This is a genomic window from Pedobacter duraquae, from assembly GCF_004362245.1.
In the GTDB taxonomy this organism is placed as follows: Bacteria; Bacteroidota; Bacteroidia; order Sphingobacteriales; family Sphingobacteriaceae; genus Pedobacter; species Pedobacter duraquae.
Map to the genome: position 1 here is coordinate 425,998 of NZ_SNWM01000004.1, position 15,618 is coordinate 441,615.

Genomic DNA, 15,618 nt, shown 5'->3' on the forward strand with positions numbered 1-15,618 from the left:
AAAAGCCCTGCTGAACAAACAGCAGGGCTTTCAAATTCTTTTTAGTCTTCCAGATCAAGATCATCATCGTCGTCATCGAATAAGATGTCCTGGTCAATGCCATCTTCATCGGGATTCAGATCTCCTTCTTCATCGTCTTCTTCGTTCTTCTCTGGATCTAAACCCTGACTCTTGTTGTGAAACTGTCCCGGGTCGTCGTTGTACTGGTCTTCCTGTCCTGCAAATGAAATTTCCATGGTTCTAGATTTAAAGGTTAACGGATAGTTTATACCCAAAAAACGTATGCCAGCGCAGATTGTTATGCTTTTTTTGAAAAATTACAAAACTAGCAGGCTTAAAGCAAAAAAGGCCGGATCATTGATCCGGCCCGTATCTTTTACATTCTTTCTGGGACGGTGATACCCAACAAACGCATTCCTGATTTCAGGATGTTTGCAGTAACAGAACTCAGATCGAGCCGCAACTGCTTAAGCGCAGCGTCCTCCTCTTTTACAATCGGCGGCACTTCATGGTAAAACTTGTTGAAGAGCTTAGCTACCTCATACAGGTAGTTGGCCATGGTGGCCGGACTAAATGATTTTGCTGCTGAAGCAATCTCCGCAGGGTATTTACCCAACAAGATAATCATATCCAGTTCTGTAGCGCTTAACGTAATATCTGCCGGCACAGGAGCAGACTGGTACGCTGCTTTGTTTAAAAGTGACTTGATCCTTGCGTGTGTGTATTGTATAAACGGCCCTGTATTACCTTGGAAGTCGATAGACTCCGAAGGATCAAACAGCAATCGTTTTTTAGGATCTACTTTAAGTAAGAAATATTTTAAGGCACCCAGACCAATATTGTAATACAAGGCTTCTTTTTCCGCTTCGCTGAAGTCGGCAATCTTGCCTAAAGCCTCTGTTTTCTGACGCGCTGTTTCAATCATTTCACTCACCAGGTCGTCCGCATCAACAACGGTCCCCTCGCGCGATTTCATTTTTCCGCTAGGCAGATCCACCATGCCGTACGATAAGTGGTATAAGCCTTTTGCCCACCCTTTACCCAGTTTATCAAGGATCAGGAACAATACCTTAAAGTGATAATCCTGCTCGTTTCCAACCACATAAATAGACTCGTCCATTTTGAAGTCATCATATTTCATTTGCGCCGTACCCAAATCCTGGGTGATATATACTGAGGTTCCGTCGGCACGTAAAACCAGTTTCTGGTCTAAGCCATCAGCAGTTAAGTCGATCCACACCGAGCCATCTTCCTTTTTAAAGAAAACACCTTTGGCCAGTCCTTCGTCAACGGTATCTTTACCCAACAAGTAGGTATTGCTTTCGTAATAGAACTTATCGAAGTCTACACCCAGGTTTTTGTAACTCACCTCGAAACCGGCGTATACCCAGCCGTTCATTTTTCTCCAAAGTTCAACAACATGTTCGTCATGTGCCTCCCAGGCCAATAACATCGCCTGTGCTTCTTTGATTAATGGTGCATTCTTTTTGGCTTCTTCTTCGGTTTGCCCCTCCAGTTTCAGCGCATCGATTTGTTTTTTATATTCTTTATCGAAGATGACATAGTATTTTCCCACCAGGTGGTCGCCTTTCAAGCCAGAGCTTTCAGGTGTTTCGCCATTGCCCCATTTCTCCCAAGCCAGCATGGATTTACAGATGTGGATTCCCCTATCGTTTACCAGGTTTACTTTAAACACTTCAGATCCACCAGCTTTTAACAGCTCTGCCACAGAATATCCTAACAGGTTGTTGCGTACGTGGCCCAGGTGCAGCGGTTTATTGGTGTTTGGTGAAGAGTATTCTACCATTACTTTTTTACCGTTAGAAGGGAGAATGCCGAAGTCAGGGCTCAGTAGCTCATTGTTAAGCTGATCGATCCAGTAGCTTTCGGCGATGCTCAGGTTTAAAAACCCTTTAACCACGTTAAATGCGGTAACCTCTTCGATATTGGCTACCAGGTATTCGCCAAGGTCTGTTGCGGTAGCTTCAGGTGATTTTTTGGAGAAGCGTACTACAGGAAACACAACGATGGTTAGCTGTCCTTCAAATTCTGCACGGGTATCCTGAATGGCTAACTGTGTTTCGGGAATCTCCTGCTGGTATAACTCTTTTACGGCCTGTACTGCTGCCGCGGTGATATGTTGTTCTATCTTCATTCTATTCGTTTCTAAAGGCATTGGTAGCCTTGATTAAAATTTCAAAGGCATGTTCTGCCATTTGATTTTCGCGATCCAGCGTTGGGTTTACTTCTACAATCTCCAGACAGCAAACTTTTTCCTGGGTCATCAGTCGCGATACCAGGTTCCCTGCTTCGCGCTCGGTCAATCCCTGCGTTACCGGTGTACCTGTTCCCCGGGAAGCTGTAGGATCCAGGGAGTCTACATCAAAGGAAACATAGATCAGGTCGCAATGCTCCAGGTACAGCATGGCATCAATCACGATGCGCTCTACTCCTCTTTTACGCAGATCGGCTGTAGTAAAGTTTTTAACCTTGTGTTTCTTGATCAGGTACTCTTCGGGCTTCTCCATATCCCGCGCAGAGATCAATACCAGGTCGCTATAACCGATCTTCGGCGCAATATTACCTACATTTTTTAACTGAAACCAATAATTGATGGTTTCCTGGTCCAGCTTATTTACTTTTCTATCGGTGTTATCTTCATCCAGCACCATGGCTAAAGGCATTCCATGCATATTGCCCGAAGGCGTGGTATAGGGCGAATGGAGGTCGGCATGGGCATCAATCCAGATCACGCCAAGCTTACTTTTTGGATAAGCTTTTTTAATTCCTGTGATGGTTCCTGCAGCGGTGCTATGGTCGCCCGCCAATACAATCGGAAACTCGTCTTTAACCAGTGTCTCAGTTACTTGCTCCGCTACCCGCTCTACCATGGTCAGGATTCCCGAGATGCGTTTAGCAAAGGGGCTGCCCGAACTTTCCAGGAGCAGGTGGTTTTCGTTTGGTACTTCTACCGACTTGTGTTTTTTGAAAAAGCGGCTTCCGAAATCCAGGGCTGCGATTTTAATCGCGTCTACCCCTAAGCTGGCCCCTCTGGTACCGGCACCGATCTCAGATTTTACCTCAATAAGTTTTAGCGCTTTAGTCATAAAAAAAATACGAGTCTATTTTATAAAGTGTTTATCTTTGGCTCCAAAATTAACGGATTTATTTAGCCAAGGCTTTAAATATTGTTCAAAAATATAAAAAATGCAGAGTTACTCCGAATTTCTTGATCTTAGCGTTGGTTTTCCGCAGGAAGGCTACAGCGTTATTGACGACGAATTATACTTCCAGGATCTAAATCTAATGGAAATGATTGAAACCTATGGTACGCCATTGCGTTTTACTTATCTGCCGATGATCAGTAAAAAGATCCAACAGGCCAAGATCCTCTTCCAGACCGCGATTATCAAGAACAACTATCGTGGCAATTACAAGTATTGCTATTGCACTAAAAGCTCGCATTTTCGCCATATCGTAGAAGAAGCGCTGAAAAATGATATTCACCTGGAAACTTCTTCGGCATTTGATATGCCTATGATTGAAGCCCTGGAGAAGAAAGGTGCTTTAACTAAAGATATTACGGTGATCTGTAATGGTTTTAAAACGTATCAATACAAGCAATATATCATTGATATGTTGCACGACGGTTACAAAAACATCATTCCTGTACTTGACAACAAAGAGGAGTTTAACCTTTTTGATGACGAGGTGGAAATGGATACCCCTTGTAACTTAGGGATCCGGATCGCTGCTGAGGAGCAACCAGATTCACAATTCTATACGTCTCGCTTAGGTGTACGTATGGAAGATGTAATTGATTTTTACAACAACAAGATCTCTGCTAACCCTAACTTCAGGGTAAAATTGCTACATTTCTTCATCAACTCGGGTATCACGGATTCTCCGTATTACTGGAACGAGCTGGAGAAATATGTTACCTTATACTGCAAATTCAAAAAGATCAACCCTGAGTTGGATACCCTCGATATTGGTGGCGGTATGCCTTTCAAAGATTCGTTGGTATTTGATTTCGACTATGAGTACATGGTAAATGAGATCGTAAAAAGGATTAAGGAAATCTGCGCTGAGCATGATGTAATGGAGCCGGATATCATTACAGAATTTGGTAAATATACCGTTGCTGAAGCTTCAGGTATCCTGTATAAAGTACTGGGCCGCAAGCAACAAAACGACAGAGAAAAATGGCTGATGCTGGATGGTTCTTTCATCACCAACCTTCCTGATGTTTGGGCCTTGAACCAGAAATACATCTTACTGCCAATCAACAACTGGGATGCTGAATACGAGCGTGTAAACCTGGGTGGTATTACTTGCGACGGGCAGGATTACTACAACCAGGAAGCGCACATGAACAGTGTGTTTATGCCGAAAACACGTAAAGTACAGTACCTGGGTTTCTTCAATACCGGAGCTTACCAGGAAGTGCTGAGTGGTTACGGTGGTATCCACCATTGTTTATTACCGAGTCCTAAGCACGTGATTATCCGCAGAAACCGTGATGAGACCTTTAACTTTGAGGTGTTTGGCGAAGAGCAAAACAGTAAACAAGTACTTAAAATTTTAGGTTATACCTAGAATTTTTAGAATCCTATTTTAAGCTGTACTTCTGGTACGGCTTTTTTTATGGCTATTTTTTTAGGGACAAAAAAAGAGGGCATGCCTTGCAGCACGCCCTCAACCTTAAACACTCAACCTTAAACTTAAATTATGAAACCTTAATTTCTTTGTTCGCAGTTTGGCTTTCGTCTTTTTTACCGATAGTGATATTCAGGATTCCGTTTACGTATTCTGCAGCAATTTTCTCTGCATCAACGCTTTCTGGTAATACAAATGATCTGGCAAATGAGTTGAAGTCAAATTCTTTGCGGTTGTAATCTTTTTCTACTGCGCCTTCTTCTGCTTTCTTTTCAGCCCATACAGAAAGGGTGTCTTTTTTCAGGTTAATCTGAAAATCATCTTTGGTTAAGCCTGGTGCAGCCAATTCAATTTTGTAATCTTCTGCAGTCTCTAAGATGTTAACTGAAGGAATTTTATTTACCGTTAAGTTCTTATTGATCGCTTCGCTAAACAATGAGTCAAATACATTGTTAAAATAAGGTGCACTGTTTCTGGTTCTGTTGTTAAATTTTACTAAAGTCATTGTATGTATTTTTTAAGTTTCTAATTTTTTTATCGTTATTACTCTATATTCAACTCCTATACCAAACCAAATATTTATGTTTTTTAAGACATTCTGGCGCAAGAAAGTAAAATCAACAGACAAAAAGTCAGACACAACGTTCGATTTAGACAGTTTTAAGTATAAAACCACCATCGATACCCGCTTCGCGGATTTCGATATGATGGGGCACGTAAATAACGCTACTTACTTTACCTACATGGAAATTGGGCGCACTAAGTATTGGAACCACGCGATCAACTGGGCATGGGAAACTACGGGTGTAGTGATAGGTACGGCTTCAATTGAGTATATTGTCCCTATATTTTTAAAGGATACAGTACATATGTATGTACGCACGTCGCGAATTGGCCGCAAGAGCTTTGACCTGGATTACCACATCGTAAAGATGGTTAATGGAAAGGAAGTTACCTGCAGTAAAGGCAAGACCACCTGTGTGGCCTTTGATTATGAGACGAAATCATCTACACTGATTCCTGAAACGGAAAAAGAGAAGATGATTCGGTTTGAGCAGCTGCAGCCGCTGAGTTAAAAGATTTTTCCCGGGTTCAGGATTGTATTGGGGTCAAATATGCTTTTGATCCCACGCATCAGGTTGAGGTGGATCTCGCTATACTTAATCGGCATAAATTCTTTTTGCACCAAGCCTATGCCGTGCTCTCCTGAAATTGTTCCGCCCAAATCGGTGGTTAGCTCAAAGATTTCAACGATCCCGTCTTTCAGTCTGTCCTTCCAGTCTGCATCGCTCATATGTCCTTTGATGATGTTGACGTGGAGGTTTCCATCACCGGCATGGCCATAGCATACACTTTCGAAGCCATAGCGACTGCCTATTTCCTTAATGCCATTGATCAGCTTAGGAAGCGCCGCTCTGGGCACTACGGTATCTTCTTCTTTATAAACTGAATTGGATTTTACAGATTCAGCCATGGTACGGCGCATGCGCCAGAGTTCTTCTTTTTGTTGTGCGGTATCAGCAAAGAGCACATCGGTACAGTTAAACTGTTCTAACACGCCGTTTACCACTTCACAATCTTTAAAAATGGTGTCCATATCATTTCCGTCAAACTCAATTAAGAGATAAGCATTGACGCCATCCTTTACTTCAAATTTGATGTTATCAAACTGCACTACCCACTCTACTCCCCTGCGCTCCATAAACTCAAGTGCTGAAGGAATAATCCCTGCTCTGAAGATTGCGGATACGGCAGCACAGGCGGCTTCATTCTCGGCAAAAGAGCCCAGCATGAGCACACTATGTTGTGCTTTGGGCAATAACTTGGTTACGATTTTGGTAACCACCCCCAAAGTACCCTCGGAGCCAATCATCAGCTGGGTAAGATTATAGCCAGATGCATATTTCAGGGTGTTTGCTCCGGTCCAGATCACATCGCCGTTAGGCAATACCACTTCCAGATTGAGAATATACTCCCTGATGGTGCCATATTTAACTACTCGTGGTCCGCCTGATCCATGCGCCACATTGCCACCGATAAAGCAGGATCCTTTGCTGGATGGGTCTACTGGATAGAGCAAACCTTTTTCTGCTACGGCATTGATAAACTCTTCGGTGATGACTCCCGGCTCTACTGTAGCCTGGAGGTTCTCGGTATCGATATCCAAAATTGCCTTGAACTTCTCCATAGACAGCAATACGCCACCATAGATTGGTAAAGCTGCGCCGCTTAGCCCGGTGCCGCCGCCACGTGGTGTTACGGGAACGTGGTGTGTATTACAAACCCGCAACAGCGCAGATACACCGTCGGTATTGAGCGGCTTAACCACTACTTCAGGCTGAAACTTCAGATCTTCTGTTTCGTCGTGCGCATAGTTGATCAGCGATTCCTCGTCGGTAAAAACCTGTGCTGCGCCAACGGCCTGTGTAATTTCGGCAAGAATTTCGGCGGTAATTTTGGTATAGGTCATGGTTTGGTATAGTTCAGTTCAACAAAGGAATGGTGGATCTCTCCGGGCATAGGCGGAAACATTTTCTTGATACCCACTGTAGCGGTAATCAGGAAATCGTAGGTAGTCAGTACGCGATCCAGGATATTCTTGACTACGGTTTCCAGCAGCTGTTGGGTATTTTCCATTTCCCCGAGCAGGATGGTGTTCAGCACCTCGTAGTTTACGGTGTGCTGCAAATTTTCAGTATCGCCAATATGCTGAAAGGTGACGCTGATGCTCACCAGGAATCTTCTTCCAAGCACCTGTTCTTCAGGATAGTACCCGTGATAAGCGAAAACAGAAACATCTTTAAGGGCAACGGTTTGTATCAGCATAAGTTCTGCATATCCTGCAAAATTAATTTTTTTATCGTTTTTATCTCTCCTAACCGTAAATTATTACCTTTGAAAAGATGGCATACGGCCTGGGCAAACCAAATATAGCGTAAACAATGAGCAATTCAGGAAAGAAAGACCTTTATGAGGCACCCGATTATTTTTTGTTAGATGAGCTGCTTACCGAGGAGCATTTACTAATCCGTTCTTCGGCGCGCGACTGGGTGAAGCGTGAGGTGAGCCCAATTATTGAAGACTATGCCCAGCGGGCGGAATTTCCGAAGCACCTGATTAAAGGGCTTGGCGAGATCGGTGCCTTTGGCCCCACTATCCCGGTGGAATATGGAGGCGCCGGACTGGATTATATTGCTTACGGTATCCTGATGCAGGAAATTGAGCGCGGTGATTCTGGCATCCGGTCTACGGCCTCGGTACAGGGATCTTTGGTGATGTACCCTATTTATACCTATGGAACGGAAGAACAGCGTAAAAAATATCTGCCTAAGCTTGCTACGGGCGAGCTGATGGGCTGCTTCGGACTTACGGAACCCGATCATGGATCAAACCCGAGCGGCATGGTTACGAATATCAAGGATGCCGGAGATCACTACATCCTAAACGGTGCGAAGATGTGGATCTCTAATGCGCCCTTTGCCGATATCGCTGTGGTATGGGCAAAAGACGAAAGTGGCAAGATCCGCGGCATGGTGGTTGAACGTGGCATGGAAGGCTTTACCACACCCGAAACACATGGCAAGTGGAGCTTAAGGGCTTCTGCTACCGGAGAACTTGTGTTTGACAACGTTAAGGTTCCTAAAGAAAATATTTTCCCTGACATCGTTGGGCTGAAAGGGCCATTGGGCTGCCTAAACCAGGCGCGCTATGGCATCGCCTGGGGTGCACTGGGGGCCGCAATGGACTGTTACGATACTGCGTTACGCTATTCGAAAGAACGCATCCAGTTTGGTAAACCGATTGGAGGTTTCCAGCTCCAACAAAAGAAGCTGGCAGAGATGGTTACCGAAATAACCAAAGCGCAACTGCTGGTTTGGCGTTTAGGGGTGCTGAAAAGCGAGAACCGCGCAACAGCAGAACAGATTTCTATGGGCAAACGGAATAGTGTAGAAATTGCACTGGATGTAGCACGCAATGCCCGTCAGATGTTAGGCGGCATGGGCATTACCGGAGAATATTCTATTATGCGCCATATGATGAACCTGGAATCTGTGGTAACCTACGAAGGTACGCACGACATCCATTTGTTGATTACGGGTATGGATGTTACCGGATTGAATGCCTTTAAATAGTTGCTGTCACTCATTTTACTTAAATCGATAATTGCCTTGCGCTCCGCTCTCCATGCAGATACTTAAAAAATTTAACCGATCACTCCTCCTGCTTTGTGTAGTACTATTTTTGATAAACGCTTCTGCGCTTGCGCAGGGCAAAAACTTTTCGATCTCCACTACCCTGCCCTCCTGGATTGTACCCGTAGACCCTTCTGCTCCGCAGCCAAAGGGCAGCGACATCAGTGATGGATGGTATATCTCATATCTGGAGCGACAGCAACATGCAGAGCTCAAACAGACCTATGTGCATGTGATTCGGCATCTGGTTTCGAGTTCCGGAGTGCAAAATGGCTCTGAAGTTACTGTTACTTATGATCCTTCTTTTCAGAAACTCGTGTTCCATCAGCTTCGCGTTTGGCGGGATGGTAAGGCGACCGACCGCCTGAAAGAAGCTGATTTTAAAGTTATTCAGAATGAAAAGGACTTATCTAAATTTATTTACAGCGGCACTTTTGATGCTTATGCCATATTAAATGATACCAGAAAGGGCGACCGCATTGAATATGCATACAGCCTTGTTGGTAGGAATCCCATTTTCGGCGACAAGTTTGCCGACGATTTCTATTTTGAATCGGGAAGCAGCTACGGAAAACGATACACCAACTTAATTGCCCGTGCCGACAGAAAATTGGACTTCAAAAGTTTTAACCATAGCAGTGATCCGAAGATTACTTCACGTGGCGATTTAAAAATATACTCATGGGAAAGTACGCTCACCAACACTTACAAAACCACTGAACATGAGCCTTCCTGGTACAATCCTTTCAAACATACCCAGGTTTCTGAGTACCACAATTGGGCAGAGGTTGTAAACTGGGGTTTATCGGTAAACGCATACCCAGGATTAAAAACACCCTTATTAAATCAAAAAGCCAATGAATTGCTGAAGCAGGCAAATAACGACACCAAAGCATACATGGTACTGGCAATCCGTTTTGTGCAGGATGAAATCCGCTATATGGGAATTGAGATGGGCGAAAATTCCCAAAAACCCAATTCACCAGAAAAGGTACTGAAGCAACGATATGGCGACTGCAAGGATAAGGCATTGCTACTTTGTTATTTCCTAAAAAAGGTAAACGTACCGGCTTATATGGCTTACGTGGATACCTATGCAGGGAATATGACTCGCGACTTCCTACCAAGCCCATTCTTATTTAACCACGTTGTGGTGATGATAGAATACGAAGGTGAGAAAACATGGATTGACGCTACGATATCTAATCAGCGTGGCGGTTTCGATAACATTTATTTCCCGAACTATGGTCAGGCATTAGTACTGAAACCTGGCAACGCAAGACCTGAAGACGTGATTAGCATCGCTACTGGCAAACTAGTGTCTAATCAATTTTTCGAATTAGCGGATACCTCGGTTCTTCACAAAACTAAATTAAAGATTCAAAGTACCTATACCGACAACTATGCTGATAACATCAGAGACCTGATTACCAGTGACGGCATCGAGTCTGTCGAAAAGGATTTCCTGGATTACATCAAGAACTATTACCCAGATGCTATTGCGAACGGTAGCATCAAGATTAAGGATGACGAAGCAAAGAATCAGATTTATATTGTGGAGCAGTACTTCGTACCCAGCATATGGACTAAGCTTAAGAAGGATAATGGATTGAGGTATGTTGATTTTCAAGGAGATATGGTGAGCACCCAATTGCGCAAGGTGGCTGCAAAATCGCGCATTGAACCTTTTAAGTTAAAATATCCCGTCAATGTGGAGCAGCATATTTTCGTGAAAATGCCTTTTACACTAACTGGGACAACTGAGGAGGAAAAAATTGAAAACGACCAGTATTATTTTGAGTATAGCAACGTGTATCATGGTCGGGAATTGGAATTACATTATTCTTACCGAACCTTTAAAGAAACTATTGACGGAAAGGATCTTGTACAGTACGCCAGCGACCAGGAAAAAATTGAAGGGTTATTAGGATTCAAGATAAGCTGGAACGGCCAGGTAATCAGTGCTGGCAATACGGATACCGACGAACTCTTTGCAAATTTCCAGCCTGCCAAGCTCCCAATCTCCATATTTTTATTTGTGCTGGTCGGCTCTTCCATTTTTCTTTATAAAAAATACTTTACGCAACTAGACTTTGACCTCGACGAGCTGATAGAAGCGAAATCTATTGGAGGCTGGTTGATCGTTTTAGGGCTACAGATTACGCTGTTACCAATATCTATCTTAAGTAAGGCATTCCGTATGGGTGCTTTCCAAAAATTGGATGTAAACATACCTACAGGTCTTGGGATTTTGGCAAACACCGCACAGGTGATTTTTGCGATAGGCTTTGCCCTTGCATTCAGCCTTTCGTTTCTGTTAGTTTTTATGTACTATAATAGACGCAAGGAATTTCCTCAATACTATAAAGTTTTTGCCCTCGGGACGATTAGCCTTTCGATTCTTGAAATTCTGGTGCAGGGCCCGCTGACCTATGCTATCAGGCAAGATTACGATGGAAGGGCCATCTGGTCAAGTATTTTCATGATCATCATCATGGGATTATGGGGTATTTATTTTAAGAATTCTTATCGGGTTCGACAAACTTTTGTATTTACATACCCGGAATTTGCCTGGCGCCAGCGACTTGTTCAGCGTGCAAATCACCTGATCACGAAAAAATTTAGTAAAATTGAAGATGTTTCTGAACCGCTACCCTCGCCAAGCAAGCCTGACCAGCCCGAAGAAACTGATGAAAGGGAATAACATATGAAGAATTTTAAGAAATACATTTACCTGCCCGCACCTCCTGAAGAAGTGTACCTGGGCTTAACGAAAGCACAAAGCATCCAACTGTGGACTGGCGCTGAGGTTGAGTTTACCGAAGAACCCGGCACAGAATTCTCATTCTGGGATGGCGATATCGTAGGAAAAAATATTGAGTTTGACTTTGGCAAAAGAATTGTACAACAATGGTACTTCGGAGAAGATAACGAGCCATCCATCGTAACCATTAAACTGCACGAAGACAAGAAAGGCACCTCACTGGAATTTGTACAAACAAACATCCCCGACGAGGACTTCGACGACTTCACTGCCGGCATAACGGAATATTACCTTGGTGGTTTACAGGACTTCTTTGAAGAGGAACTTTAACCTAACCAAACCAAAATGAACAAGAGCATCGGACTAATCTTAATCGTACTGGGCGCCATCCTCCTGATATGGACAGGCTTCACCTACACTAAAAAAGAAAAAATTGTTGACGCAGGCCCCATCCAGGTGTCTGCCGACAGAGAAAAAACAGTAAACTGGCCTCCCTACGCTGGCGGCATTGTTTTACTTGCCGGTGTTGTGATCCTCGTAACCTCAAAGAAGAAATAACTGCATTTACTAAAACACAAAAGCGGCCGTCCTTAAAAAGAACGGCCGTTTTGTTTTTATTTACTTTTCGAATCTCAAAATTGGCAATCAGTTAATTTTGAGCTATTGCCCGAAGTTGTGCGTTCAGCGTATTTTTTTTATAATCAGATTCCGTCTCTCTAAAAGCTTCGTCATATACCGTTTCAAAAACAGAAAATCTGCCAATTTCCCCAATGCCCCGCACGGAGACACATAAGAAAAAACATCGATCATTTTTGTCGCTACCTCAATCTGCTCAAACTGATGAATATGAGTAAATGACTTGAACGCGCCGCTCACCATCTCATCCGTAAATGAATGTGGCCTATCAAAAGACGTAATCTTTGAAGTAAGCTCCTGATAAAATCCAAAATGCCTTGCCCGCCAGGTCACAGACTCCCCCAACTCTATCAACCCCGACATTCTTCCCGCAATTACTTTTTCATCAGTATGCTCAGTAGATACCTGATGTAAGTCGATATCCCTGGACAGATCAAATACCACCTACGGCTTTGCCAAAATAATAGTAGTAAGATGTATTGTTGGCATATAATTTAAATCACTCGATTAGTAAAACCCTGCCTATCCTATAAACTCCTTAACACAGATTGTTAAAAATCACTCTATACACATTCAACCATGATAGGTATAACGCAATAAAAAATCCTTCTGAAACATCTGCCTGTCGTAGTTAATGACCACAAAAAATCTTTGGTTTATTTTTCTGACATGCGAATCTTCCCTTCAAGATTCGGCGAAGAAAAATGAATCATAGATTTTTAATCAGAAAACACCACCCGCACGTTCTCACGAAGATTATAATGCGACGCCATGACTTCGCCATACGCCCCAGTGCTCCGCAAAGCAATCAAATCCCCCCTCGTCGTCTCCGGCAGCTCCACCTCTTTGCCAAAACAATCTGTGCTCTCGCAAATCGGGCCTACCACATCGTATTTTACAACGTCTGAAGCTTTTTTAGATATATTCTCTATCTTATGGTATGCTTGGTACAATGCCGGACGCATCAGCTCCGTCATCCCTGCATCCAAAATTATAAAATTCTTTTTCTTCCCATTCTTAACATAAAGCACTTTAGAAATCAGCGAAGCTGACTGCCCTACCAGTGCCCTACCCAATTCAAAATGCACTTCCTGCCCAGCCCTAACCGTCAGAAAGTCCGCAAAAATCTGGAAGTAGCTTTTAAAGTCGGGCACCTGTTGATCAGGGTTATGGTAGTCAATACCTAAACCACCACCTACGTTAAGCACCTTAACCGTAAATCCGCGATCCTCAAACCAAGCTGCAAACTCATTTACACGCACGCAGAGGTTTTTATAAACTTCCATATTTGTTATTTGGGAGCCTATATGAAAGTGGATCCCTATAAACTCCAGGTTTGGAGATTTCTTCAACATATCAGCACATGCTGGCAAATCCCAAGAATTGATACCGAATTTGTTCTCATCGAGACCGGTGGTAATGTTATGGTGCGTATGCGCGTCCACATTCGGATTGATCCGGATAGCCACTTTAGCCGTTTTATTTTTCTTTTCTGCGAGCTCATTGATTACTTCAAGCTCCTGGATAGACTCCACGTTAAAGCAGAAGATATCATTATCCAGTGCCGTATTGATCTCCTTGTCTGACTTGCCTACACCGGCAAAAACCACCTTATTGGCAGCAAAGCCAAGCGTAACGGCCTGGTTTACCTCACCACCACTAACGCAATCGGCACCAAAACCGGCACTTTGCATACGTTGAACAACTGTGGGGTTAAAGTTTGCCTTCATGGCATAGTGCACATGAAATTTATGCGCATCCGCTTCCGTTGCACAAGAAGCAATTGTTTTATCTAGTAGAGAAAGGTCATAATAATAGAACGGGGTTTCTAAATCTGCAAACTGCGTACTATCTTTATCGGAAAATATCATATTGAAATATCTTATCGTTTTTTGTCTGGTTGGTCTGGTATTAATTATCGGGGGTAACTATTTTGATCTGCAGCGGAACAGAATTACTAAGCGCGAATACGATAGGAGAACAAGGCTCACTATCATACTCGCGTTTATTGCTGTGGCGGTGCTTGCGTACCTCAGAAAAAAATATTAACCCTTATTCAAACAACCTGTTGTGTAAACTCCTGAGTGCTTCCGTTTTATCCGGAGTGCTTATCAGCAGCGAAATATTATAGTTGCTTCCTCCGTAGGAGATCATGCGGATCGGGATATGTTTTAGTGAGTCCAGAACGCGGGCCGCATAACCATGCTTCTCAGCACCAAAGTCGCCGACCACGCAGACAATAGACTGCTCAGTATCCAGTTCTACGGTGCCGAAGGCATGAAGCTCTTCCACAATCTTATCCAGGTTATCCGTAACATCAATCGTTAAAGAAACAGCAACTTCAGAAGTTGTGATCATGTCGATTGGTGTTTTATAGCGCTCAAAGATCTCAAATACGCGGCGCAGAAAACCGTAGGCCAGCAGCATGCGGCTGGACTGGATCTTGATTGCCGTGATGCCGTCTTTAGCGGCGATCGATTTAATCTTACCACGCTCGCTGTCTGCCGCGATTAACGTACCTGCAGCCTTAGGCTCCATGGTGTTTAACAAACGTACTGGGATTTTATATTTCTGTGCAGGAAATACCGATTGCGGGTGAAGAATCTTCGCACCAAAATAAGCAAGCTCTGCAGCCTCATCAAAAGAAAGGCGGGCAATTGGTTTTGTACCCTTAACGATACGTGGGTCGTTGTTGTGCATCCCGTCGATATCCGTCCAGATCTGTACCTCTTCGGCCATGATTGCTGCACCAAGCAGTGAAGCCGTGTAATCGCTGCCACCACGACGGAGGTTATCTACCTCGCCGAAGCTATTGCGGCAGATGAAACCCTGGGTGATGAACAAAGTCTGATCAGGGTGCTGATCAAGCAATGGCTGCAGGTGTGCTGTGGTGAAAGGGATATCAGGTTCATTATCCTCATCAGTCTTCATAAAATCTAAAGCAGGCAGCAGCACCGAAGGTACGCCGATAGATTTCAGATAGATATGATATAAAGTTGTCGATAGCAGCTCCCCTTGGGCAAGCACTACTTTCTCTTCTATTGCCGTGAAGATATCGTTGGCAAGGGAAGCAAGAAAACCAAAATGGTAATCTACAACCTCTTGTCCCTGGTTTCTGAAATCACCTTCAGGAAGCAGCTCAACAATAAAATCGTTATATTTTGCTTTAAGGGCGTTAACAAGCGCTAACGCCGAAACCTTGTCTTCCTTTAAAAGTTTGGATGCGATTTCTACTAAACTATTTGTTGTACCAGACACTGCTGAGAGCACTACAATTTGTTTTTCTGCCGGATTGATAATATCCAGCAACTTAGTCATACGCTCAGGGCTTCCTACGGAAGTTCCTCCAAACTTTAATATCTTCAT

The 15,618-nt window shown here is 43.7% G+C and carries 15 protein-coding genes; 6 read left to right on the top strand and 9 right to left on the bottom strand.

The window, feature by feature from the left end:
* Positions 1–41: 41 nt before the first annotated feature.
* The 3 genes from CLV32_RS17460 to rocF form a co-directional block, all read right to left on the bottom strand.
* On the bottom strand, positions 42–236 hold the full coding sequence (locus CLV32_RS17460) for a hypothetical protein (protein WP_133557897.1): 195 nt from the start codon (positions 234–236) through the stop codon (positions 42–44).
* A gap of 140 nt (positions 237–376) precedes the next feature.
* Positions 377–2,155: an arginine--tRNA ligase gene (argS, locus tag CLV32_RS17465; RefSeq protein ID WP_133557899.1), complete on the bottom strand. Its 1,779-nt coding sequence runs from the start codon at positions 2,153–2,155 to the stop codon at positions 377–379.
* Between the two features lies 1 nt (position 2,156).
* Positions 2,157–3,107 (bottom strand): arginase, encoded by a 951-nt coding sequence (gene rocF, locus CLV32_RS17470; protein WP_133557901.1) that lies wholly within the window; start codon positions 3,105–3,107, stop codon positions 2,157–2,159.
* A gap of 100 nt (positions 3,108–3,207) precedes the next feature.
* Here rocF and CLV32_RS17475 point away from each other — a divergent pair, with 100 nt between their 5' ends.
* Positions 3,208–4,599: an arginine decarboxylase gene (locus CLV32_RS17475; RefSeq protein ID WP_133557903.1), complete on the top strand. Its 1,392-nt coding sequence runs from the start codon at positions 3,208–3,210 to the stop codon at positions 4,597–4,599.
* 130 nt (positions 4,600–4,729) lie between these two features.
* Here the strand turns inward: CLV32_RS17475 and CLV32_RS17480 are convergent, their stop codons facing one another.
* A complete protein-coding gene (locus tag CLV32_RS17480; protein WP_133557905.1) occupies positions 4,730–5,164 on the bottom strand; it encodes an Hsp20/alpha crystallin family protein in 435 nt (144 codons plus the stop codon).
* Between the two features lie 76 nt (positions 5,165–5,240).
* Here CLV32_RS17480 and CLV32_RS17485 point away from each other — a divergent pair, with 76 nt between their 5' ends.
* On the top strand, positions 5,241–5,735 hold the full coding sequence (locus CLV32_RS17485) for an acyl-CoA thioesterase (RefSeq protein ID WP_133557907.1): 495 nt from the start codon (positions 5,241–5,243) through the stop codon (positions 5,733–5,735).
* Here CLV32_RS17485 and CLV32_RS17490 read toward each other — a convergent pair.
* Both CLV32_RS17490 and folB read right to left on the bottom strand, forming a co-directional pair.
* On the bottom strand, positions 5,732–7,129 hold the full coding sequence (locus tag CLV32_RS17490) for an FAD-binding oxidoreductase (RefSeq protein WP_133557909.1): 1,398 nt from the start codon (positions 7,127–7,129) through the stop codon (positions 5,732–5,734). The genes CLV32_RS17485 and CLV32_RS17490 overlap by 4 nt on opposite strands.
* On the bottom strand, positions 7,126–7,485 hold the full coding sequence (gene folB / locus CLV32_RS17495) for a dihydroneopterin aldolase (RefSeq protein ID WP_133557911.1): 360 nt from the start codon (positions 7,483–7,485) through the stop codon (positions 7,126–7,128). The genes CLV32_RS17490 and folB overlap by 4 nt, the downstream gene beginning before the upstream one ends.
* A 116-nt stretch (positions 7,486–7,601) precedes the next feature.
* Between folB and CLV32_RS17500 the strand changes: the two genes are divergently transcribed.
* Genes CLV32_RS17500 through CLV32_RS17515 form a run of 4 tightly spaced genes read left to right on the top strand, consistent with a single transcriptional unit; the run spans position 7,602 to position 12,174 of the window.
* Positions 7,602–8,792: an acyl-CoA dehydrogenase family protein gene (locus CLV32_RS17500; protein ID WP_133557913.1), complete on the top strand. Its 1,191-nt coding sequence runs from the start codon at positions 7,602–7,604 to the stop codon at positions 8,790–8,792.
* A gap of 52 nt (positions 8,793–8,844) precedes the next feature.
* On the top strand, positions 8,845–11,556 hold the full coding sequence (locus CLV32_RS17505; protein WP_133557915.1) for a DUF3857 domain-containing protein: 2,712 nt from the start codon (positions 8,845–8,847) through the stop codon (positions 11,554–11,556).
* A 3-nt stretch (positions 11,557–11,559) separates the two neighbouring features.
* Positions 11,560–11,946: an SRPBCC domain-containing protein gene (locus CLV32_RS17510; protein WP_133557917.1), complete on the top strand. Its 387-nt coding sequence runs from the start codon at positions 11,560–11,562 to the stop codon at positions 11,944–11,946.
* Between the two features lie 15 nt (positions 11,947–11,961).
* Complete coding sequence (locus tag CLV32_RS17515; protein ID WP_133557919.1) at positions 11,962–12,174, top strand: YidH family protein; 213 nt, start codon at positions 11,962–11,964, stop codon at positions 12,172–12,174.
* A 123-nt stretch (positions 12,175–12,297) separates the two neighbouring features.
* On the opposite strand, the gene CLV32_RS17520 is transcribed toward CLV32_RS17515, so the two are convergent.
* The 3 genes from CLV32_RS17520 to CLV32_RS17530 all read right to left on the bottom strand — a co-directional run bounded on the left by CLV32_RS17520 (position 12,298) and on the right by CLV32_RS17530 (position 15,618).
* Positions 12,298–12,696, bottom strand: coding sequence for an SRPBCC family protein (locus CLV32_RS17520; RefSeq protein ID WP_243732345.1), 399 nt, complete (start codon positions 12,694–12,696; stop codon positions 12,298–12,300).
* Positions 12,697–12,971: 275 nt separating this feature from the next.
* Positions 12,972–14,120, bottom strand: coding sequence for a diaminopimelate decarboxylase (gene lysA, locus CLV32_RS17525; RefSeq protein WP_133558086.1), 1,149 nt, complete (start codon positions 14,118–14,120; stop codon positions 12,972–12,974).
* A gap of 184 nt (positions 14,121–14,304) precedes the next feature.
* On the bottom strand, positions 14,305–15,618 hold the full coding sequence (locus CLV32_RS17530) for an aspartate kinase (RefSeq protein WP_133557921.1): 1,314 nt from the start codon (positions 15,616–15,618) through the stop codon (positions 14,305–14,307).

Coding starts and splice junctions, on each gene's coding strand:
- folB (WP_133557911.1), bottom strand. CDS start 7,485: ATGCTGATACAAACCGTTGCCCTTAAAGATGTTTCTGTTTTCGCTTAT.
- CLV32_RS17515 (WP_133557919.1), top strand. CDS start 11,962: ATGAACAAGAGCATCGGACTAATCTTAATCGTACTGGGCGCCATCCTC.
- CLV32_RS17485 (WP_133557907.1), top strand. CDS start 5,241: ATGTTTTTTAAGACATTCTGGCGCAAGAAAGTAAAATCAACAGACAAA.
- CLV32_RS17480 (WP_133557905.1), bottom strand. CDS start 5,164: ATGACTTTAGTAAAATTTAACAACAGAACCAGAAACAGTGCACCTTAT.
- CLV32_RS17510 (WP_133557917.1), top strand. CDS start 11,560: ATGAAGAATTTTAAGAAATACATTTACCTGCCCGCACCTCCTGAAGAA.
- CLV32_RS17460 (WP_133557897.1), bottom strand. CDS start 236: ATGGAAATTTCATTTGCAGGACAGGAAGACCAGTACAACGACGACCCG.
- argS (WP_133557899.1), bottom strand. CDS start 2,155: ATGAAGATAGAACAACATATCACCGCGGCAGCAGTACAGGCCGTAAAA.
- CLV32_RS17500 (WP_133557913.1), top strand. CDS start 7,602: ATGAGCAATTCAGGAAAGAAAGACCTTTATGAGGCACCCGATTATTTT.
- CLV32_RS17490 (WP_133557909.1), bottom strand. CDS start 7,129: ATGACCTATACCAAAATTACCGCCGAAATTCTTGCCGAAATTACACAG.
- CLV32_RS17475 (WP_133557903.1), top strand. CDS start 3,208: ATGCAGAGTTACTCCGAATTTCTTGATCTTAGCGTTGGTTTTCCGCAG.
- CLV32_RS17505 (WP_133557915.1), top strand. CDS start 8,845: ATGCAGATACTTAAAAAATTTAACCGATCACTCCTCCTGCTTTGTGTA.
- rocF (WP_133557901.1), bottom strand. CDS start 3,107: ATGACTAAAGCGCTAAAACTTATTGAGGTAAAATCTGAGATCGGTGCC.
- CLV32_RS17530 (WP_133557921.1), bottom strand. CDS start 15,618: ATGAAGATATTAAAGTTTGGAGGAACTTCCGTAGGAAGCCCTGAGCGT.